Source organism: Streptomyces sp. NPDC048270, assembly GCF_040652335.1.
Taxonomy (GTDB): domain Bacteria; phylum Actinomycetota; class Actinomycetes; order Streptomycetales; family Streptomycetaceae; genus Streptomyces.
Map to the genome: position 1 here is coordinate 42,187 of NZ_JBEZLV010000001.1, position 19,119 is coordinate 61,305.

Sequence of the window (19,119 nt, forward strand, 5' to 3'; positions counted from 1 at the left end):
CCGTACCTCCTTCCCAGCGCACCTGCCGTCACACCGCCGGCCTCCGTTGCGGGACGTGGTCCCGCAACGGAGGCCGGTAGGCGCCGCGGCGGAGTCAGACGGTCTTGATCGCCGGATCGGAGAGGCCCGGGGCGCCCGTCTCCACGTGGCCGGCGAAGCGGCGCAGGAAGGTGGCGTCCTTGTCGGAGACGACCTTGACGTCGTACCAGCGGGCCGTCGCGGCGAGGTTCACGGTGTGGGAGACCGTGGCGCCGGGGTTGACCAGCAGCGTCTGGGCCGCGCCGCCGTAGGCGTTGGTCACCGTGAGGTTCACCGCGACCGGGCCGGGGTTGGTCAGGGTGAGGGCCAGGTTGCCGGTGGAGTCCGCGTGGCGGGCCGTGGCCTCGGGGCCGGCCGTCTTGGTCGGGCCCTTCCAGCTGCGCAGGAAGCCGTTCGGACCCCAGACCGTGAGGTTGATCTGGTTGCCGGTGGAGCTGCTGGTGCTCCAGGTGTCCGAGAGGGTCTTGCCCGCCTCGACCGTGTAGGGCCAGGGGCCGTCCGTGCGGTTGCCCGAGGTGCTGTGGAAGTGGGCGCCGAGGGTGGGGCCGGAGGAGAAGGTCAGGGTGAACTTGCCGGTGGAGGTGGTGCGGGCGCCGTCCACATACGGGCGGTAGCCCAGCGCCCGGGTCGGCTTGGACCCGGCCTCCTGCCTGGGCAGGACGCCCGTGGCCGGCGGGGTCGGGTGGTAGGAGGGGTGGCGGTTCTTGTCCGGCGGGACGTACCCGGCCGTGGAGGGCAGGGCGGCCGGCGCCGCGTCCGCCCGGGTGAAGTCGAAGGCCGAGGTCAGGTCACCGCAGACGGCCCGGCGCCACGGCGAGATGTTGGGCTCCTGCACTCCGAAGCGCTTCTCCATGAAGCGGATCACCGAGGTGTGGTCGAAGGTCTCGGAGCAGACGTAGCCGCCCTTGCTCCACGGGGAGACCACGATCATCGGGACGCGGGGGCCGAGCCCGTAGGGTCCGGCCGCGTAGCCGCCGCCCCCGTTGTAGAGGTCGCCGGTCACGCTCGCCGTGGACAGGCCCCAGGCCGAGGAGGCCGGCGGGTAGGGCGGCACCACGTGGTCGAAGAAGCCGTCGTTCTCGTCGTAGGTGATGAACAGGGCGGTCTTCGCCCACACGGCCGGGTTCGCCGTCAGCGCGTCCAGGACCTGCGAGATGTACCAGGCGCCGAAGTTCGTCGGCCAGTTGGAGTGCTCGCTGAACGCCTCGGGGGCCGCGATGTAGGAGACCTGCGGCAGGGTGCCGTTCACCACGTCGGCGCGCAGCCGGTCGAAGTACCCCTCGCCCGCCTTGGCGTTGGTGCCCGTGCGGGCCTTCTCGTAGAGGGGGCTGCCGGGCTGGGCGTTGCGGTAGGTGTTGAAGTACAGCAGCGAGTTGTCGCCGTAGTTGCCGCGGAAGGCGTCGTTGATCCAGCCCCAGGAGCCGGCGGCGTTCAGGCCGTCGCCGATGTCCTGGTAGACCTTCCAGGACACCCCGGCCGCCTCCAGCCGCTCGGGGTAGGTCTTCCAGCCGTAGCCCAGCTCCTGGTTGCCGAGGACGGGGCCGCCGCCGGTGCCGTCGTTGCCCGTGTAGCCCGTCCACAGGTAGTAGCGGTTCGGGTCGGTGGCGCCGATGAAGGAGCAGTGGTAGGCGTCGCACACGGTGAAGGCGTCGGCCAGGGCGTAGTGGAACGGGATGTCGTTCCGGGTCATGTACGACATGGTCGTGGCCGTCTTGGCCGGGATCCACTTGTCGTACTTGCCGTTGTTGTAGGCCTGGTGGCCGCCCGCCCAGTCGTGGTTCAGGCCCTCGAGGAACTGCATCCCGAGGTCCGCGATCTGCGGGTTGAAGGGAAGGACGTCCTTGGTCCCGTTGGACTGGTGGAAGACGGACTTGCCGTTGTCCTGCAGGACCGGGCGCGGGTCCCCGAAGCCCCGGACGCCCTTCATCGCGCCGAAGTAGTGGTCGAAGGACCGGTTCTCCTGCATCAGCACGACGACGTGCTCGATGTCCCGGATCGTTCCGGTGGTGCCCTGGGCCTGGATCGCGGCGGCGCGCGCGATGCTGTCGTTCAGCATCGTCAGCGCGGCGGTGCCGCCCGCGATCTGCAGGAACCTGCGGCGGTTGAGTTCTGCCATGGCGTGACGACCTCTGCGGGTGAGGGGGAGGCGAGGGGCGCCCCAAGGACAGCGCCCCCCGGGTACCGGACGGAGATCCTTGCCTGACACCTGGCCGTACAGCCGGAGAACGGCAGTGGTCACCACCGACGGCCCGCGCGTCTGGCGAAGACGGTAGGCGAACCACCCGCTGCGCAACAGCCCCCGGGGCCACTCCACTTCCAGGTCCGCGCCCCTGCGCGGGGATACTCATCCGGCCCGTGCGCCGATCTGAGCATCCGTACTCAGGCCCGGGAGATGCCGGCTTGCCATCGTGTGGGCATGCCCTTTCAGCCACGTGACCAACGGCCGCGCGCCGGGATAACCGCCGTCGGCAGCCTGCTGCCCGCCGAGGTCCTCTCCTCGGACTCCCTCCAGCGGGAGGTGGCCCTCCGCAGCGGCCTCACGCTGCCGCCGACGCTGCTGAGGCAGGCCACCGGGATCGTCTCCCGCCGCGTCGCGGGGCCGGAGGTGTACGCCTCCACGCTCGCCGTGGGCGCCGGCCGCCGGGCCCTGGACGCCGCGGGCCTCAGCCCCCTCGACATCGACCTGCTGCTCTTCGCCTCCGCCTCCCGCGACGTGGTCGAGCCCGCCACCGCGCACATCGTGCAGGCCGAGCTGGGCTCGCGGGCCCACGCCCTGGACGTCACCAACGCCTGCAACAGCTTCGTGAACGGCATCGACCTCGCCCGGTCGATGATCCTGGCCGGTCGGGCGCGGCGGGCGCTGCTGGTCACCGGGGAGACGCCGAGCCGGGCGGTGCGCAAGGATCCCGCCGACGCGGCCGAGTTCCGCAGCGGATTCGCCGGCTACACCTTCGGGGACGCGGGTGCCGCCGTGGTCGTGGAGGCCGTGGAGCGCGGCGGGATCCTCGACGTGGACACCGAGACCCACTCGGAGCACTGGGAGGTCGGGGGCATCCCGGGCGGCGGTTCGCGCCACCCGCGCGGGGACGAGTACACCTACTTCCGCGGCGACGGGCACGAACTGCGCGGCGTCTTCGAGAAGGTGGGCACGGCCGTCATCGACCGGACGCTGCACCGGACGGGGATGGACTGGGACGGCTTCGCCAAGGTGCTGGTGCACCAGGTGACCGTGCCGTACCTGGAGCGGTTCGCGGAGCTGACCGGGGTGCCGGCCGGGAAACTGGTGGTGACCGTGCCCGAGCTGGGCAACGTGGCGAGTGCGAGCATCGGCGTCCAGCTGGACCGCGTGTTCACGGAACTGGAGCCCGGGCAGCGGGTGTTGTTCGTCGGCCTCGGCGGCGGCATCAGCATCATGACGATGGTGTGGGAGAAGTCGTGAGCCCGTCCCTGTGGGTGGTCGTGCCCGCGCACGAGGAGGAGGCCCGCCTCGCGCAGACCCTCGGGGCCCTCGCCGCGCAGCGGGACCGGGACTTCACCCTGCTGGTCGTCGACAACGCCTCGGCGGACCGGACGGCCGAGATCGCCCGGGAGTTCGCGGCGGGTGCGCCGTTCCCGGTCGAGGTCATCGAGGAGCCGGAGAAGGGGGTCGGCTCGGCCGTCGACACCGGGTTCCGGTACGCGATCGGCCGGGGCGCGGCCCTGCTCGCCCGCACGGACGCCGACTGCCTGCCCCGGCCCGGCTGGACGCGCGCCGCGCGGGCCGCCCTCACGCGGCGCCCCGGGCTGGTGTGCGGGCGCATCGTCGCCCGGCACGACGAGCACGGCCCGCTCGGCCGGGCCGGCTTCGGCCTGCTCGTCGCGCTCGCCGCGCTGTTCGGGCGGCTGCGGCCCCGGCACGCGCGCCGCAGGGGCTACCGGGCCCCGTACCGGATGCACGCCGGGAACAACATGGCCATCACCGCCGAGCTGTACCTGGCCGTCGGCGGCATGCCCCGGCGCCCCTCGCCCACCGACCGGCTCTTCCTCAACGCCGTACGCCGCCACACCGACCGCATCGTCCACTGCCGGGAGATGGTCGTGGAGAACTCCACGCGGCGCCTGCGGGCCTACGGGATCGCGGGCACCGCCCGCTGGTACCTGGACCAGGGCAGCGGCACGCACGGAACGGATCCACGCTGATGCTCGACCGCCTCGACCACGCGCTGCGCAGCCGACCCGAGCGGCCGGCCGTGCTCACCGCCACCCGCACCGGCGCCGCCCGGGTCCGGGCCACCCGGGGGGAACTCGCCGAGCTGTCCGACGCGTTCGCCGCCGCCCTGCACGCGCGCGGGCTGCGCGCCGGGGACACCGTCGGGGTCGCCGTACGGCCCGGGCCGCGGGCCCTCGCCGTCCTGCTGGCCCTGTGGCGGCTCGGGCTGCGCGGGGCCGTGCTCGACCCGGGTGCGGGGCCGGACGTGCTGCGCGCCCGGCTCGCCCTGGCCCGGCCCGCGCTGGTGCTGGCCGACGCGGCCGCGCAGGCGGTGGCGGGCTGGGCCCGGCCGCTGGCCCGCCGGGCCGGGCTGGCGCTGCCCGACCTGGCCGGGCTGGGCCCGGTCGCCACCGTCGGGCCCCGGCTGCCGGGCTGCGCGCCCGCGCTGGACCTGGCGGCCTCCCGGGCGGGGGTTGCGGTGCACTGGGACCACGACGGGGACGCGGTGATCGTGTTCACCTCGGGGACCACCTCCCGGCCGCGCGCCGTGGTGCACACCCGCTCGAGCCTGGCCGCCGGGATGGCCACGGTCGCCTCCCTCTTCGACGCGGCCCCGGACCAGCCCGTGCTCGGGGGCACCTTCTTCGTCCTGGTCCCCTCGCTGACGTGCGGCGCCCCCGTCGCGCTCCCGGCCCGCGACCCGCGGGTGCTGGCCCGCCAGCTCCGCCGGCTGCGCCCCCAGGACACCTATCTGACCCCGCCCGCGCTGCGGGACGCGCTGGACGCGGGAGCCCGCTTCCACGGCCGGGTCTGGACGGGCTCCGCCCCGGCCGACGCCGCCCTGCTGGAGCGGGTACGGGAAGCGGGCGCGGCCCGGGCCTGGGGGGTTTACGCGCTGACCGAGCTCTTCCCGGCCGCCGCGGTCGAGGCACGGGAGAAGTCCGCCTACGAGGGCCCGGGCGACCTGGTCGGCACCCCTCTGCCGGGCGTCCTGGCCCGGACCGACGCGGACGGCCAGCTGCTGCTGACCGGCGCCGCGGCCCGGCAGCGCTACCTCGGCGAGGAGCCCGACGCGTGGGTGCGTACGGGCGACCGGGCGCGGCTGGACGGCGCGGGCCGGATCGTGCTGGAGGGCAGGTGCAAGGACATGGTGCTGCGCCGGGCGGAGAACATCTATCCGGGGCTGTACGAGCCCGCCCTGCACGTGCCGGGGGTGGAGCTGGCCGTGCTCGTCGGAGTCCCGGCGGGCGACGGCGACGAACGGCTGGTCGCCGTCGTGCAGCCGGGGCGCGGCGCGAACGAGCACGGCCTGCGCAGCGCCCTGTCGGGCCCGCTCCACCGGATGGGCACGGCACGCCCCGACGCCCTCCTCTTCGCCCGCATCCCCCTGTCGGGGCGCTCCCGCAAACCGGACCGCGCGGCGACCTCCGCGATGGCGGCGCGGCGCCTGGGCCCGACGGCGTGAACCCCGGCCCGGGCCGCTCCCCGCCGGCCCGCGGCCCCGCGCCCGCACTCCCCCACTCCCGCACTCCCGCCCTCCCGCACTCCCGCACTCCCGCATCACGGGATCCCGATCCTCACGACGAAGGTACGTACGCGATGAGCAACCCGTCCCACGCCCGGGCCCGGCGACGCGACCGCCGGGTCTACCTGGGCAGCCACCCCGTGCTGTTCGGGCTGCTCGCCGCGACGCGCGGACGGCCCGTGCGCCGGATCGGCGGCACCCTGCTGGTGCACGGCACGGAGGCCTACCGGCAGGCGCTGGCCCGGCTGCCGCTGGACCGGACCGCCGAGGGCACCACGGGGGGCGCGGCGCGCTCCGCGCTGGCGGGCGACGGGGGCGTGCTCTTCGACCAGGAGGGCAGCGGGCACCGGTCGGACCGGCGGGACCTGGCCGGGCAGCTGTCCGCGGCCGGGGTGGAGCGGCTGCGGGCGCAGTGGCAGCCGCTGCTCGCCCACCGCCTCGAACCCCTCGCGCGGGGCGGGGCGGTGGACCTGGTCGAACTCTCCCGGGAGCTGGCGGGTTCGGTGGTCTGCGCGCTGCTGGGCACGGACGCCGATCCCCGGGACGTGGCCGGCGCGGCCGCCGAGGCGGCGGCCGCATCCGTACGCAGCCACCTGCCCGGCCCCCGCCGGCCGCGCGCCGAAGCCGCGGCGCTCCGCTCCGCCGCCCGGCTGCGTGCCCTGCTGACCCCGTCGGCGGGGGCACCGGGCGAGGCGACCGCGGGCGGAAGGCGGCTCGGCGACGGGTCCGCGGACGGCGGGGCGCTGGCCGCGATGGTGGCGGTGGCCGCGGTCAACACCACCGTGGCCGCGCTGCCGCGGGCGGTGGCCTGGTGCGCCGACGCCGGACTGTGGGACCAGGCCGCCGACGAGGCCCTGCGCCCGGCGCTGGCGGCCGAGCTGCTGCGGGTCACGGCGGCCTCGCCGCTGCTGCCGCGGGTGGCCGCCGCGGACGGCGAGGTCGGCGGCTGCCCGGTGCGGGGCGGCGACCGGCTGATGCTGGTCGCCCGGCACGCCGCCGGGGCGCACCGGCTCGACCCGGACGCCCTGCGGCCGGCCGCGCCGGGCACCGCCCGGCTGGTGTTCGGCGCCGGGCCGCACGCCTGCCCCGGAGCCCGGCTGGCCGAGGCCCAGCTGGCCGACGTACTGGCGGCGCTGGCCCCCGCGCGGCCGGTGGTGACGCGGGCCCGGGTGGACCGGCGGGCGGCCCTGCCGGGCTGGCGGAGGCTGCTGGTGGAGGCCCGCGCATGAGCGCCCGTATCGCGGTCACCGGGGCGAGCGGCTTCTGCGGCGGGCACGTGGCCCGGGCGGCGGCCGCGGCCGGGGCGCGGGTGGTGTGCGTGGGCCGCAGGCCCGGCCCGCTGGGCGAGCACCGCTTCTGGGACGCCGCCCAGGGTGATCCGGACCTGGCCGGCGTCGACCTGGTGGTGCACTGCGCGGCGGCGGTCGGCGATCCGGCGCCCGGCTCCCGGGCGGAGGCGCTGATGCGCGCGGTCAACGTGGACGGCACCCGGCGGCTGCTGCGCGCGGCGGCCGGCCGGCCGGTGGTCTGGGTGAGCAGCGCCAGCGTCTACGATCCGCGGACCGACCGGAGCCTGGTCACCGAGGACCACCCGCGCTCGGGCCAGCTGAACGCCTACGGCCGGACCAAGGCGGCGGGCGAGGCCCTCGCGCTGGCCGGCGGCGCGGTCGTGCTGCGGCCGAGGGCCGTCTACGGCCCCGGCGACACCCAGCTGCTGCCCCGGCTGCTGTCCCGGGTCCGGGCCGGCACCCTGCTGCTGCCGGGCCCGGACGTACGGCTCAGCCTGACGGCGGTGGAGAACCTCGCCGAGGCCTGTCTGGCGGCGGCCGGCTGGCCCCCGGGCGCCTACAACGTGGCCGACGCGCAGCCGTACGCCCGCGACCTGGCCGTACGGGAGGTCCTGCGGGCCCACGGGCGCCGGGCCCGGATCCGGCACCTCCCGCTGCCGGTCGCGCGGGCGGCGGCCCGGCTCGCGGAGTCGCTGCCGACCGCCGAACCGGCCCTCAGCCGCTACGCGGTGGACCAGCTGGCGCACCAAGTGGTCCTGGACACCGCCCGGGCCCGGTCCCAGGGCTGGACCCCGGCCCGGACCCTGGCGGACTACCTGGCCTCGGTGGCCTGAGCCGCCGCCGGCGCCGCGAGCGCGGCCCCCGCGTCGGCGATCAGCCGGTCGAGGAGGGCGAGCAGGCAGGCGCGGACGTCGGGGCGGGAGCGGGCGTCCAGCATGAGGACCGGGGTGCGGGGGTCGCGCAGGTGCAGGGCCGCCCCGATCTCCTCGGCGGTGTAGGGCTGTTCGCCGTGGAAGCAGTTCGCGCCGACCACGAAGGGCAGCCCGCGGCTCTCGAAGAAGTCGACCGCGGGGAAGCTGCGGTCCAGACGGCGCGTGTCGACCAGCACGATCGCCCCGAGGGCCCCGTTCAGCAGGTCGTCCCACATGAACCAGAAGCGCTCCTGGCCCGGCGTGCCGAACAGGTAGAGGACGACCCCGGCGTCGGTGAGGGTGAGGCGGCCGAAGTCCATCGCCACGGTGGTCACCGACTTGGACTCGATGCCCTCGAGGTCGTCGACGCCCACCCCGGCGGCCGTCAGCCGCTCCTCCGTGCGCAGCGGCTCGATCTCGGAGATCGTCTCGACCAGGGTCGTCTTGCCGACTCCGAACCCCCCGGCGACGAGGATCTTGACGGGGGCCGCTTCCCGCGGGGCGGGAGTGTCATATCCGGGCAAGGTTGTCCCTGATTCTCATGAGCAGGTGGACGTCGGTGGTCTCGGCCCCGTCCAGGGGCGGCCGGTGGTGGATCAGCCCGCGCTCCGCGAGTTCGCCGAGGAGCAGCGTCATCGGGGTGAGGCGGATGTGCATCCGGGCCGCGATCTCGGCGACGGCCAGGCCGCCCGGCGGCGCGCACATGGCGAGGATGGCCCGCCACTCCGTGGGCAGGCCGCCCTGGGCGTCCCCGCCGGCCGCCGCCGTGATCGTGGTGTCCATGGTGAGGACGGTGTGCGGAGCGGCCGTACGCCCGTCGGTCAGGGCGTACAGCCGCGTACGGCGGCGGCGCGGCGCGGGCTGCGGTTCGTCCTGCGGCATTACGCGTTCGGCACCTGGCCGCGCTCCGGGGTGCCCAGCCACTCGCCGAGCGCCTGGGCGGTGCGCACGGCCTCGCCGCCCAGCTCCCCGAGGCGCGCCTTGCGGGAGGTCACCACGATGAGCGTGCTGCCCTCGCCGCATCCGACGATGCACAGGTACCGGTCGTCCATCTCGACCAGCTGGCGGATGACGCGGCCGCCGTCGATCTCGCGGGATATCGCCTTCATCGTGGCCGCGATGCCGGAGGCCGCGGCCGCCATGCGCTCGGCCTGGGGCTCGTCGAGCAGGTAGGCGCTGAGCTTGATGCCGTCGTTGGACAGGAGCACCGCTCCCTGGATGCCGGCGATCCTGTTCAGGTTGTTGTCCAGGACGCTGTAGATGGCGTTGTCGGTGGCTGCGTTCGATGAGGTAGTCATGGCCGATCCCGTCGGAGCTCTTCTTCCACTGTCTGGGTCCCGCGTTCGTAGTCCGCCCAGGCGTCGGCCACCTCTTCGGGTGTCTCCGCGTCCGGCCGGGGGGCCGCTTCCGGGGCGCGGGGCGCCCGGAGCTGTTCGGCGATGTGGGTCTGCGGGACGCGCTCGGGCAGCGCCGGGCGCGCGGGGGCGGCGGCCGGTGCCGGCCGGGCCTCGGGCGCGGAGGCGGGCACGGGCACGCGCGCGGACGGTTTGACGGGGCGGCTCGGCAGCCCGGCGGCCGTGTGCTCGACCGGCTCGGGCCCCCGTTCCACGGTGGGGTGCGGCGCCGGGAGGGCGGAGGCCGGCGCCGGGAGGGCGGCGGCCGGCTCCGGGGCGACAGCGGCCGGCTCCGGGGCGGCCGGGGCGGGCGCGATCGCGCGCGGTGTCCCCGCTTCGGTCGCCACCAGCAGTTCCCCGGGCAGGACCACCACGGCGGAGGTCCCTCCGTACACCGAGCGGCGCAGGGTGACGGTGGCCCCGAGCTGGTCGGCGAGGTGGCCGACCACGAACAGCCCGAGCCGGTGCGCGTTCTGCGCCAGGACGGAGTACGGCGGCGCCTGGTGCAGGCGCCCGTTCATCTCCTCGTACCGCTCGGGGGTCACCCGCGGTCCGCGGTCCTCGATCTCGACGGACAGCCCGTCGGTGACCGTTTCGGCCCGGATGACCACCTTCGAGCGCGGCGGGGAGAACCGGGTGGCGTTGTCCAGCAGCTCCGCGAGGAGGTGGCTGATCTGGCTGATCGCGTGCGGGGCCACGCTGGTCTCGTCCAGGGCCTGCCGCTCGATGCGCCGGAAGTCCTCGACCTCCGCCGCGGCTTCGCGCAGCAGGTCGGCGATGCGCATGGGCTCGGTGTGCGGGTCGGGGACCTCACCGCCCGCCAGGATGAGGAGGTTCTCGATCTGCCGCCGCATGCCCACCGTGAGCTGGTCGGCCCGCATCAACTGGGCGAGCAGGGCCTCGTCGTGGCCGAAGGCGTCCTGGAGGTCCTCGGTGAGGCTGAGCTGGCGGCTGACCAGGTTCCCGGTGCGCGAGGCGATGCCCGTGGCGAACAGGCCGAAGCCGTGGCGCTCGGCCGCGAGCTGCCGGTGCCCGTCGACGGACACGGCCACGGCGCGGGCGAACGCGTCGCTGATGCGCCCGACCTCGTCGCCCTCCCCGCGCACCGCCGGCAGCGCCCCGTCGTCGACGGGCCGGCCGTGCTGGAGCCGGGCGACGACGTCGGGGAGGGTCTCCTCGGCGACGGTCACCGTGCGTTCGTGCAGGTCGTGCAGCCGGCGCAGCAGCGACCGCGTGGTGAGCACGACGACGCCCACGACGACCAGCAGCCCGCCGCCGCTTCCCCCGATGAGCCAGGCGACCTCGGTCTCCAGCTCCGCGGCCTTGGCCTCGCCGAGGGTGAGCACCTTGCGGGCCCGGTCGATGTTGAGGCTGGCCATCTGCACCGAGAAGTTCGCGTGCGCGGACCGCCAGCCGGCGACCTCGGCGGGCAGCCTGACGCCGGATTCGACGTCCGTGTGCCCGGAGATGATCGCGCTCTCGATGCGGAGCTTGGCCTGCCAGTCCGGGGAGGCGACGATCCGCTCGTAGAACCGCCGGTCGCGCTCGGGCAGGTACGGCACGATCCACGTCTCGTACAGGTGCCGGTGGGCTCCCACGGCGCTGACGAACTGGTCGAAGCCGGCGGAGCTCAGCTGCCGGGACGGGCCGGCCAGCGACAGGATCGTGTCCTCGCGCGCCACCATCTCGGTGGCGGCGAGCATGGACACCACGGGCCGGTTCTCCTGGACGATGTCGGCGTCGTCGGCGTGGCTGAACTCCCGCTGGTACGCCTGGATGACCGCGTCGATCACCCCGGTGTAGTAGGCGAGGGTGCCGTCGGCGCCGCCGGTGCGGGCGTCCGCGCGCTGGCGGTAGGCGGCCAGGCCGTCCAGCCGCCGGTTCACGTCCTCGAACGAGGTGCCCGCGCCGGCCGCGAGCCGGCGGAACTCGGCCACGCCGTGGTCGCTGGCCCCGCGCCGGGTCCGCAGCTCGTCCTCGGCGCCGTCGGTGCCCGCCCACAGCGCGGCGGTCATCGTCCGCTCGGCCTGCATGTCGACCATGAGCGTGTACAGCGGTACGCCGATCCGCTCGGCGGCCGCGACGTCGGCCCGCAGGTGCTCGGACTGCGAGAGCAACCGCCCGGCGGTCACCGCCACTTGGGTGCCCATCGCCGCGGTGGGGATCACGGCCAGCCAGATGAGCAGGGTGCGCAGCCGCACCCTGCGCCGGCGGCGGGCCGTCGACTGCCCTGGTACGCCTTCGGGTTCTATCGGAGACATCGGACCTCGGGAACGGGGGCGGCGGGGGCAGCCGGGCAGCCGGACCGGTCACAACCAGTCGGATTGCGGCGGGATATGAGGGTGCCGATCATAACCAGCCATCCCGAGGAAACAGATAGGTGTCTTCCGCGGCCAAAGCGTGCTATTGGCGGCGGATCATCGCGGGCGGGAGACCTGATCGGAACCCGGCCGCGACGTCCCCGACACCTCGGCGGGCCCCTCCGGACCGCACGGGGTCGCAGGGGCCCGCCGGGGGCGGCGCGGGGTCAGGCCCCGTCGGCGGCCGGGCTCAGGCGCAGCGAGATGGAGTTGATGCAGTAGCGCTGGTCGGTGGGGGTCGGGTAGCCCTCGCCCTCGAAGACGTGGCCCAGGTGGGAGCCGCACGTCGCGCAGCGGACCTCGGTGCGGACCATGCCGTGCGAGGTGTCGGAGATCAGCTCGACCGCCTCGGTGTCCTTCGGGTCGTAGAAGGACGGCCAGCCGCAGTGGGAGTCGAACTTCTCCGCGGAGCGGAAGAGCTCGGCGCCGCAGCCGCGGCAGGAGTAGACGCCTTCCGTCTTGGTGTCCGTGTACTCACCGCGGAAGGCCGGCTCGGTGCCCGCGAGGCGCAGCACCTGGTATTCGGACGGGGTCAGCTCCGCCTGCCACTGCTCGTCCGTCTTCTCGACCTCGTACGACATGTCTCCCGCTCCCTTAGTTCGACAGGCGGGCGAGGATGGCCGGACCGAGGTCCGTGACGTCGCCCGCGCCCATCGTGAGAACGAGATCACCGGGCTTGGCCATTCCCGCGACGACGTCGGCGACGGCCGCCTTGTCGTGCTCGGCCGTGACGTCGGCGCCCGCGGCGCGGGCGGCGGCGATGATGATCTCGCTGGTGATGCCGGGCAGCGGGTCCTCGCGGGCCGGGTAGATGTCCAGGACCACGGAGGCGTCGGCGAGGGCCAGGGCCTGCCCCATCTCCTTGCCGAGCTCCTGGGTGCGGGAGAAGAGGTGCGGCTGGAAGACGACCAGGATCCGGGAGTCCCCGGCGGCGCCGCGGATGGCCTCCAGGTCGGCGGTCATCTCGGTGGGGTGGTGCGCGTAGGAGTCGATGACCTGGACGCCGGCCGCCTCCCCCTTGAGCTGGAGGCGGCGCTTGACCCCGGTGTACTTGCCGAGGGCGGAGGCCAGGTTGTGCGCGGGGATGCCCAGCGCGACGCCGGCGGCCAGGGCGGCGACGGCGTTGTGTGCGTAGTGGCGGCCGGGCACGGAGACGGTGAAGGTGAGCATCCGCCCGCCGATCAGGACGGTGACCTCGCTGGTCAGCCCGCGCGGGGTGATCTTGGTGATCCGGACGTCGGCTTCGGGCTCCTCGCCGTAGGTGACGACGTTCAGGCCCTCGCGTCCGGCGACCCGGCGGGCGATCTCGGCCGCGCCCTCCTGGCCGTGGGCGACGACCAGGGTGCCGCCGGGGACGACCTTGGAGACGAAGGTCTCGAAGGACTCGTAGATCTCCTCGATCGACGCGTAGTTCGCGTGGTGGTCGAGCTCCGCGTTCAGGATGATCGCGACCTGCGGGGTGTACTTGTGGAAGGTGCGGTCGCTCTCGTCCGCCTCGGCTACGAAGATGTCGCCCTCGCCGTGGTGGGCGTTGGAGCCGGGGGCGTCCAGGTCGCCGCCGATGGCGTAGGACGGGTCCAGGCCCAGGGCCGACAGGGACACCGCCAGCATCGAGGTGGTGGTGGTCTTGCCGTGGGTGCCGGCGACGGCGATCGGGCGCAGGCCGTCCATCAGGGCGGCGAGGGCGTCGGAGCGGTGCACGACGGGGATGCCCAGCTCGGCGGCGCGGGCCAGCTCCGGGTTGTCGGCGCGGATGGCGCTGGAGACGACCACGCAGGTGGAGTCGTCGGCGAGGTTGCCGGGGGCGTGGCCGCCGTGGACCGTGGCACCGTGCGCGCGCAGCGCCTGGGCGGTCTCGGAGTCCCCCCGGCTGTCGCTGCCGGCGACCCGCGCGCCGCGCTGGGCGAGGATCTTCGCGATGCCGGACATGCCGGCGCCGCCGATGCCGATGAAGTGGGGCCGTTCCATGGCGGTCGGCAGGCCGGGCTTCATTCAGGTCGCTCCAGGGTCGAGGGTGTGCTTCGAGCTCTGACCTCCCCAGCCTATTCGTTGTGGGCGAAGAGCTTGAGCACCGGAACGCCGACCTTGTGGCGGGCCCGGGAGGCCCAGTCCCGGTGGAAGAACTCCTCCACGAAGTGCGGGGCGGTCAGGACGATCACCTCGTCGGCGCCGGTCTCCTCGACGACGGCCTTCAGTTTGTCGAGCGGGTGGTCCTCGACGATCTGCCCGATGACGTTGGCGCCCTTCTTGCGCAGGGCGGCCATGGAGTGCTCGAGGGCCAGCTCGGCGGGGCCGCGGGCGGCCTCGCCCTCGGGCACGTCGCCCTCCCGGATGGCCTCGGGGAGCTCACCGAGCGCTACGTCGTCGATGGCGCGCAGCAGCCGGTCCTGGTCGCCGCGGGGTTGCATGAGGACGACGAAGGAGACCGAGTCGTCTCCGTGCAGGGTGGTGACGAAGTCCACGTCCACCGTGGTCAGCGGCTGCTCGATCATCAATACGCTCGTGAACACGGACGCCCTCTCCTTCATGGGCCGAGGCCGGCTGGCCGGCCCCTGCGGAAACCATCCTGCCCCGCTCGCGCGCGGGGCCTTGCGCAGATATATGTGCCCAGGTTCGTGCCCAGCGGAAGCAAAGCGGAACGAGAAATTCCGCCCCTTGTCAGATCCGACGGTAGCTCGTGAAGAGGAACCCGGCCTCTTCCAGTACGGAGGCCGGTGCGAGCCGGTGCGGAACCGTGACGCAAGGCCCTCCCGCGATCCTCTGGGCGTCCCCCGCCGTGAGCGTCGGCGAGATCGTCAGGCACAGCTCGTCGAGCGCGTCGGCGGCCACCAGCTGGCCCAGCAGCCGCGGCCCGCCCTCGGTGAGCTGGCGGCGCAGCCCCCGCGCGGCGAGCTCCCGCACGGCGCGGGCCGGGTCCACGGCGGCCCCGTCGCCCGCCACCACGACCTCGGCCCCGGCCGCGAGGGCCTCGGCGACCCGGTCGGCGGGTGCGGCGGCCCCGGTGACCACCAGGGTCGGCACGAGGGGGGAGGTGAACAGGGGCAGGGCGAAGTCCAGGTCCAGGCTGGCGGTGACCACGGCGATGGCCGCGGCCGGGCCCTGGCCGGCGGCCGCGCGGCGGGCCGCGAAGTCCTCCCGGGCGCGGGCCGGGCGGTAGCCCTCCTGGCGAACCGTTTCCGCTCCGACGACCACCACATCGGCCAGCGCCCGCAGGGTGCCGAAGATCCGCATGTCGGCCTCGCCGGAGATCGGCTGGGAGCGGCCGTCGTGCTGGGCGGCGCCGTCCAGGGTGGAGACCATGTTCGCCCGCAGCCAGTGGGCCCCGTCGCCGAGGGAGGGGTACGCGTACGCCTCCGCGAGCTCGTCCAGCGACCACTCCCGGTCGGCCGGGGCCAGGGACGGGGCTGATGTCTGATCGGTCACAGGGAACAGGCGTCGCATCGGTGCAGTGTGCCACGACCCGTAGAGTTGAGTGCTGTGTCAACATCACTCTCCACCTCCGGTGCCACGTCCAGTCGGCCTCAGATAGCCGACGCGGGGCCCCAGGCCCTGTGCGCCCGCGAGCCCCGGGTGCCCGCCGAACGGCTGGTGGCCGAGATGGTGCCGCCGCCGCGTTTCGACTCGGTGCGCTTCGACACGTACAACCCGGACCCGACCCAGCCGAGCCAGTCCGAGGCGGTCACCGTCCTCAGCGGCTTCGCGGCCGGCCTGGGCGGGGCCCACGCGAGCGGATCCGGCAAGCGGCGCTGGTTCAGCAAGAAGCCGGCCCCCGCGGCCGCCCCGCGCGGGGTCTACCTCGACGGCGGCTACGGCGTCGGCAAGACCCACCTGCTCGCCTCCCTGTGGCACGCCACGCCGGCCGAGCCCGCGCTCAAGGCCTTCGGCACCTTCGTGGAGCTGACCAACCTGGTCGGCGCGCTCGGCTTCCAGCAGACCGTGCAGACCCTGGGCGGGCACCGGCTGCTGTGCATCGACGAGTTCGAACTGGACGACCCGGGCGACACCGTCCTGGTGTCCTCGCTGCTCAGCCGCCTGGTCGAGCAGGGCGTGGCGCTGGCCGCCACCTCCAACACGCTGCCCGGCAAGCTCGGCGAGGGCCGTTTCGCCGCCGCGGACTTCCTGCGGGAGATCCAGGGGCTGTCGGCGCACTTCCGGCCGCTGCGGATCGACGGGCAGGACTACCGCCACCGCGGCCTGCCGGATGCCCCGGCTCCGTTCTCCGACGAGCAGGTCGCCAAGGCGGCGTACGCGACCGACGGCGCGAGCCTGGACGACTTCCCCGGCCTGCTGGAGCACCTGGCCCGGGTGCACCCGAGCCGGTACGGGGCGCTGACCGACGGGATCACGGCGGTCTGCCTGACCGACGTCGGCCCGGTGCCGGACCAGTCGACCGCCCTGCGTCTGGTGGTGCTCGCCGACCGGCTGTACGACCGCGAGGTCCCCGTCCTGGCGTCCGGGGTGCCCTTCGACAGGCTGTTCAGTGAAGAAATGCTCAACGGCGGCTATCGGAAGAAGTACTTCCGCGCCATATCGCGGCTCACCGCGCTCGCCCGCGACGCGAAGCCCCTGGTGTCGCAGTAGGTTGGGGAACGCCGGGCGCCCTGGCGGGTGTCCGGCCGTTTCCACTTCTGCGAAGGGATCACCATGGCCACCACGCGTCACGCGCACACCGTCTGGGAAGGCGACCTGCTCAAGGGCAAGGGCGTCGTCACCCTCGACTCCTCGGGCCTCGGCTCCTACGACGTCTCCTGGCCCGCCCGCTCCGAGGCCGCGAACGGCAAGACCAGCCCCGAGGAGCTGATCGCCGCCGCCCACTCCAGCTGCTACTCCATGGCGCTGTCCCACGCCCTCGCGGGCGCCGGCAACCCGCCGAGCCGCCTCGAGACCAAGGCCGACGTCACCTTCCAGCCCGGTGAGGGCATCACCGGCATCCACCTCACGGTGAAGGGCGAGGTCCCGGGCATCGACGCGGACGCCTTCGCCGCCGCCGCCGAGGACGCGAAGAAGAACTGCCCCGTCAGCCAGGCCCTGACCGGCACGACGATCACCCTGAGCGCCGAACTCGCCTGATCCCCCGCGGGACCGCCCGGTCCGGCCGGGCGGGGCCGCGCCGCGCCCGATCCGGCCGGGCACCGCCCCACCGCACCGGTCCGGGCGGCGCACCCCGGCGGCGCGGCGGCCCACCGCGGGCGGCCCCCTGTGGTACCAGTGGCCGATGTCCGTCACCCGACGCAGTCTGCTCGCCGCCGGCGGGATCGCTTTCAGCGGGGCGCTCGGCGCCCTGTTCACCAGCCGGGCCGGCGCCGCCCGGCCGACGCGCGGGTACGGGCCGCTGCTGCCCGACCCGGGCGGGCTGCTCGACCTGCCCGCCGGATTCTCCTACCGCGTCCTCTCGCGCGCGGGCGCTCCGCTGCGCTCGGGTGAGGGCGCCGTCCCGGCCAACTGCGACGGCATGGCCGCCTTCGGCGCGGGCGGCGGACGCGTGCGGCTGGTCCGCAACCACGAGAACCGCGCCACGGCCGCCCTGCGCGTGCCCGCCGTCGCCGGGCTGACGTACGACCCGGAGGCGCTGGGCGGCTGCACGGCCCTGGAGCTCGGCCCGGACGGGCGGGTCACCGGCGAGCGGGTGGCCCTCGCGGGTACCGCCGTCAACTGCGCGGGCGGCCGGACCCCTTGGAACACCTGGCTGAGCTGCGAGGAGACCGAGGAGCGGGCGGGCGGCTCCGGCTACGCGCGCGACCACGGCTACGTCTTCGAGGTGGATCCCGCGGACCCGTACCGCTCGGGGGCCGTCCCGCTCACCGCGATGGGCCGCTTCGCCCACGAGGCCGTCGCCGTGGACCCGTACCTCGGGGTCGTCTACGAGACCGAGGACGCCTTCGACCCGCCCTTCGGGCTGTTCTACCGCTTCCTGCCCGCGCGGCCGCTCGGCGGCGCCGGTTCGCTGCGGGCCGGCGGCGCGCTGGAGGCGATGCGCGTGCCGGGGCTGGCAGACCTGGCCGTGGTGGACCGGCCCGGGGCGGAGTTCCCGGTGGAGTGGGTCCGCGTGCCCGACCCGTCCGCGGCCGGGACCGCGATCCGGTTCCAGGACTTCGGGCGCGGCGGGATCACCCACGCGCAGAAGCTGGAGGGCTGCTACTGGGGCGGCGCCGGCGTCCACTTCGTCTCCAGCTACGCCCGCCGCGGCGAGGGCGCGGGCGCCGACCACCACGGGCAGGTGTGGTTCTACGACCCGCTGCGCGCCCGGCTCCGGCTGGACGTGGTGTTCGGCCCGGCCGCCGACATCCGGCTCCCCGGGGACTCCCCCGACAACATCTGCCTGGCCCCGGACGGCGGGCTGATGGTGTGCGAGGACGGCGGCGGGGCCCAGTACGTGTTCGGGGTGACGGTCGGCGGCGAGGTGTACCCGGTGGCCCGCAACGCCGACGACATCGGCCGGCCGGGCGCGCCGGAGTGGGGGGAGTTCGCCGGGGTGACCTTCTCCCCCGACGGGCGGACCATGTACGTCAACGCCTACGCGCCGGGCACCACGTTCGCGGTGACGGGACCGTGGCGGTGACCCCGCGGCCCCTGCGGGAGCTGCTGCGCGTGCCCGTCGGCGGGGGGCTCGACCTCGGCTGCCTCGACCCCGCCTCGACCCCGGCGGGCCCCCCGGACAAGGCGGCCGGCCGGGCGGCCACCGCGGCGATGGCGCAGCCGCTCGCCTCGCTCCAGGAGCGGCTCTACGCCGCGAGCACCGCGGGCGACCGGCGCCGCGTGCTGCTCGTCCTGCAGGGCATGGACACCAGCGGCAAGGGCGGCACCGTCAAGCACGTGATCGGCCTGTTCAACCCGTCCGGCTGCCGGATCCGGCCCTTCAAGGCGCCCACGCCGGAGGAGCGGAGGCATCCCTTCCTGTGGCGGGTCAGGAAGGCGCTCCCCCAACCGGGCGAGATCGGCATCTTCGACCGTTCGCACTACGAGGACGTGCTGGTCGCCCGCGTCCGCGAACTGGTGCCGCGCAGCCGGATCGCCCAGCGCTACGCGCAGATCAACCGCTTCGAGGAGTCCCTCGCGGACGACGGCGTGACCCTGGTGAAGGTCTTCCTGCACATCAGCTACGAGGAGCAGCGCGAGCGGCTGCTGGAGCGGCTCGACAACCCGGACAAGCACTGGAAGTTCAGCCCGGCCGACATCGAGGACCGCGCCCTGTGGCCCGCGTACCAGGAGGCGTACGAACTGGCCCTGGAGCGCTGCTCCACCGGCGCCGCGCCCTGGTTCATCGTCCCCGCGGACCGCAAGTGGTACCGCAACTGGGCGGTCAGCAGGCTGCTGCTCGAGCATCTGGAGGACATCGGCCCGAGGTATCCCGCGGGTGACTTCGACGTCGGGGAGTGCCGCGCACGACTACTTGCCACATAGTCATATATTTT

Annotated in this window: 18 protein-coding genes; 9 read left to right on the top strand and 9 right to left on the bottom strand. The window is 74.6% G+C overall.

The annotated features are described in order from the left end of the window. Window positions 1-94: 94 nt before the first annotated feature. On the bottom strand, window positions 95-2,155 hold the full coding sequence (locus AB0D66_RS00165) for a phosphocholine-specific phospholipase C (RefSeq protein WP_362294208.1): 2,061 nt from the start codon (window positions 2,153-2,155) through the stop codon (window positions 95-97). A 300-nt stretch (window positions 2,156-2,455) separates the two neighbouring features. On the opposite strand from AB0D66_RS00165, the gene AB0D66_RS00170 reads away from it, so the two are divergent. The 5 genes from AB0D66_RS00170 (at window position 2,456) to AB0D66_RS00190 (ending at window position 7,875) form a co-directional block, all read left to right on the top strand. Then, a complete protein-coding gene (locus AB0D66_RS00170) occupies window positions 2,456-3,478 on the top strand; it encodes a ketoacyl-ACP synthase III (RefSeq protein ID WP_362294211.1) in 1,023 nt (340 codons plus the stop codon). Then, complete coding sequence (locus AB0D66_RS00175; RefSeq protein WP_362294216.1) at window positions 3,475-4,218, top strand: glycosyltransferase; 744 nt, start codon at window positions 3,475-3,477, stop codon at window positions 4,216-4,218. The genes AB0D66_RS00170 and AB0D66_RS00175 overlap by 4 nt, the downstream gene beginning before the upstream one ends. Further along, the gene (locus AB0D66_RS00180; protein ID WP_362294218.1) at window positions 4,218-5,693 is read left to right on the top strand and encodes a class I adenylate-forming enzyme family protein; all 1,476 of its coding nucleotides are present in this window, start codon (window positions 4,218-4,220) and stop codon (window positions 5,691-5,693) included. The genes AB0D66_RS00175 and AB0D66_RS00180 overlap by 1 nt, the downstream gene beginning before the upstream one ends. A 134-nt stretch (window positions 5,694-5,827) precedes the next feature. Next, a complete protein-coding gene (locus AB0D66_RS00185; RefSeq protein ID WP_362294221.1) occupies window positions 5,828-6,982 on the top strand; it encodes a cytochrome P450 in 1,155 nt (384 codons plus the stop codon). After that, on the top strand, window positions 6,979-7,875 hold the full coding sequence (locus AB0D66_RS00190) for an NAD-dependent epimerase/dehydratase family protein (RefSeq protein WP_362294224.1): 897 nt from the start codon (window positions 6,979-6,981) through the stop codon (window positions 7,873-7,875). Before AB0D66_RS00185 ends, AB0D66_RS00190 begins: the two co-directional genes overlap by 4 nt. Here AB0D66_RS00190 and AB0D66_RS00195 read toward each other — a convergent pair. From AB0D66_RS00195 to AB0D66_RS00230, 8 genes are all read right to left on the bottom strand, one after another. Further along, window positions 7,854-8,477 (bottom strand): ATP/GTP-binding protein, encoded by a 624-nt coding sequence (locus AB0D66_RS00195; RefSeq protein WP_362294227.1) that lies wholly within the window; start codon window positions 8,475-8,477, stop codon window positions 7,854-7,856. The two genes, AB0D66_RS00190 and AB0D66_RS00195, sit on opposite strands and share 22 nt — an antisense overlap. Beyond that, window positions 8,464-8,835: a DUF742 domain-containing protein gene (locus tag AB0D66_RS00200; protein WP_362294230.1), complete on the bottom strand. Its 372-nt coding sequence runs from the start codon at window positions 8,833-8,835 to the stop codon at window positions 8,464-8,466. Before AB0D66_RS00200 ends, AB0D66_RS00195 begins: the two co-directional genes overlap by 14 nt. Next, window positions 8,835-9,251, bottom strand: coding sequence for a roadblock/LC7 domain-containing protein (locus tag AB0D66_RS00205; protein WP_362294233.1), 417 nt, complete (start codon window positions 9,249-9,251; stop codon window positions 8,835-8,837). The genes AB0D66_RS00200 and AB0D66_RS00205 overlap by 1 nt, the downstream gene beginning before the upstream one ends. Further along, window positions 9,248-11,608, bottom strand: a complete 2,361-nt coding sequence (locus tag AB0D66_RS00210) for a sensor histidine kinase (RefSeq protein WP_362294236.1) — start codon at window positions 11,606-11,608, stop codon at window positions 9,248-9,250. The genes AB0D66_RS00205 and AB0D66_RS00210 overlap by 4 nt, the downstream gene beginning before the upstream one ends. Window positions 11,609-11,874: 266 nt before the next feature. After that, a complete protein-coding gene (msrB, locus tag AB0D66_RS00215) occupies window positions 11,875-12,288 on the bottom strand; it encodes a peptide-methionine (R)-S-oxide reductase MsrB (RefSeq protein WP_362294239.1) in 414 nt (137 codons plus the stop codon). Window positions 12,289-12,301: 13 nt separating this feature from the next. Next, window positions 12,302-13,699 (bottom strand): UDP-N-acetylmuramate--L-alanine ligase, encoded by a 1,398-nt coding sequence (gene murC / locus AB0D66_RS00220; RefSeq protein ID WP_362294242.1) that lies wholly within the window; start codon window positions 13,697-13,699, stop codon window positions 12,302-12,304. Between the two features lie 50 nt (window positions 13,700-13,749). After that, window positions 13,750-14,217 carry an indole-3-glycerol phosphate synthase gene (locus AB0D66_RS00225; protein ID WP_362294245.1) on the bottom strand — a complete coding sequence of 156 codons (468 nt, stop codon included), beginning with the start codon at window positions 14,215-14,217 and terminating at the stop codon, window positions 13,750-13,752. 148 nt (window positions 14,218-14,365) lie between these two features. After that, on the bottom strand, window positions 14,366-15,148 hold the full coding sequence (locus AB0D66_RS00230; protein ID WP_362294248.1) for a pyrimidine reductase family protein: 783 nt from the start codon (window positions 15,146-15,148) through the stop codon (window positions 14,366-14,368). A gap of 36 nt (window positions 15,149-15,184) precedes the next feature. On the opposite strand from AB0D66_RS00230, the gene zapE reads away from it, so the two are divergent. The 4 genes from zapE to AB0D66_RS00250 all read left to right on the top strand — a co-directional run bounded on the left by zapE (window position 15,185) and on the right by AB0D66_RS00250 (window position 19,108). Then, a complete protein-coding gene (gene zapE, locus AB0D66_RS00235) occupies window positions 15,185-16,288 on the top strand; it encodes a cell division protein ZapE (protein ID WP_362294252.1) in 1,104 nt (367 codons plus the stop codon). A 63-nt stretch (window positions 16,289-16,351) separates the two neighbouring features. After that, window positions 16,352-16,777 carry an OsmC family peroxiredoxin gene (locus tag AB0D66_RS00240; protein ID WP_362294255.1) on the top strand — a complete coding sequence of 142 codons (426 nt, stop codon included), beginning with the start codon at window positions 16,352-16,354 and terminating at the stop codon, window positions 16,775-16,777. Between the two features lie 145 nt (window positions 16,778-16,922). Beyond that, window positions 16,923-18,266, top strand: coding sequence for an alkaline phosphatase PhoX (locus AB0D66_RS00245; protein WP_362294258.1), 1,344 nt, complete (start codon window positions 16,923-16,925; stop codon window positions 18,264-18,266). Continuing rightward, window positions 18,257-19,108 (top strand): PPK2 family polyphosphate kinase, encoded by an 852-nt coding sequence (locus tag AB0D66_RS00250; protein WP_362294261.1) that lies wholly within the window; start codon window positions 18,257-18,259, stop codon window positions 19,106-19,108. The genes AB0D66_RS00245 and AB0D66_RS00250 overlap by 10 nt, the downstream gene beginning before the upstream one ends. Window positions 19,109-19,119: the final 11 nt, after the last annotated feature.

Excerpts from the sequence above, each read along its gene's own strand:
- AB0D66_RS00210 (WP_362294236.1), bottom strand. The coding sequence starts at position 11,608 with ATGTCTCCGATAGAACCCGAAGGCGTACCAGGGCAGTCGACGGCCCGC.
- AB0D66_RS00230 (WP_362294248.1), bottom strand. The coding sequence starts at position 15,148 with ATGCGACGCCTGTTCCCTGTGACCGATCAGACATCAGCCCCGTCCCTG.
- AB0D66_RS00245 (WP_362294258.1), top strand. The coding sequence starts at position 16,923 with ATGTCCGTCACCCGACGCAGTCTGCTCGCCGCCGGCGGGATCGCTTTC.
- murC (WP_362294242.1), bottom strand. The coding sequence starts at position 13,699 with ATGAAGCCCGGCCTGCCGACCGCCATGGAACGGCCCCACTTCATCGGC.
- AB0D66_RS00170 (WP_362294211.1), top strand. The coding sequence starts at position 2,456 with ATGCCCTTTCAGCCACGTGACCAACGGCCGCGCGCCGGGATAACCGCC.
- AB0D66_RS00185 (WP_362294221.1), top strand. The coding sequence starts at position 5,828 with ATGAGCAACCCGTCCCACGCCCGGGCCCGGCGACGCGACCGCCGGGTC.
- AB0D66_RS00180 (WP_362294218.1), top strand. The coding sequence starts at position 4,218 with ATGCTCGACCGCCTCGACCACGCGCTGCGCAGCCGACCCGAGCGGCCG.
- msrB (WP_362294239.1), bottom strand. The coding sequence starts at position 12,288 with ATGTCGTACGAGGTCGAGAAGACGGACGAGCAGTGGCAGGCGGAGCTG.
- AB0D66_RS00165 (WP_362294208.1), bottom strand. The coding sequence starts at position 2,155 with ATGGCAGAACTCAACCGCCGCAGGTTCCTGCAGATCGCGGGCGGCACC.
- AB0D66_RS00200 (WP_362294230.1), bottom strand. The coding sequence starts at position 8,835 with ATGCCGCAGGACGAACCGCAGCCCGCGCCGCGCCGCCGCCGTACGCGG.
- AB0D66_RS00190 (WP_362294224.1), top strand. The coding sequence starts at position 6,979 with ATGAGCGCCCGTATCGCGGTCACCGGGGCGAGCGGCTTCTGCGGCGGG.
- AB0D66_RS00205 (WP_362294233.1), bottom strand. The coding sequence starts at position 9,251 with ATGACTACCTCATCGAACGCAGCCACCGACAACGCCATCTACAGCGTC.
- AB0D66_RS00240 (WP_362294255.1), top strand. The coding sequence starts at position 16,352 with ATGGCCACCACGCGTCACGCGCACACCGTCTGGGAAGGCGACCTGCTC.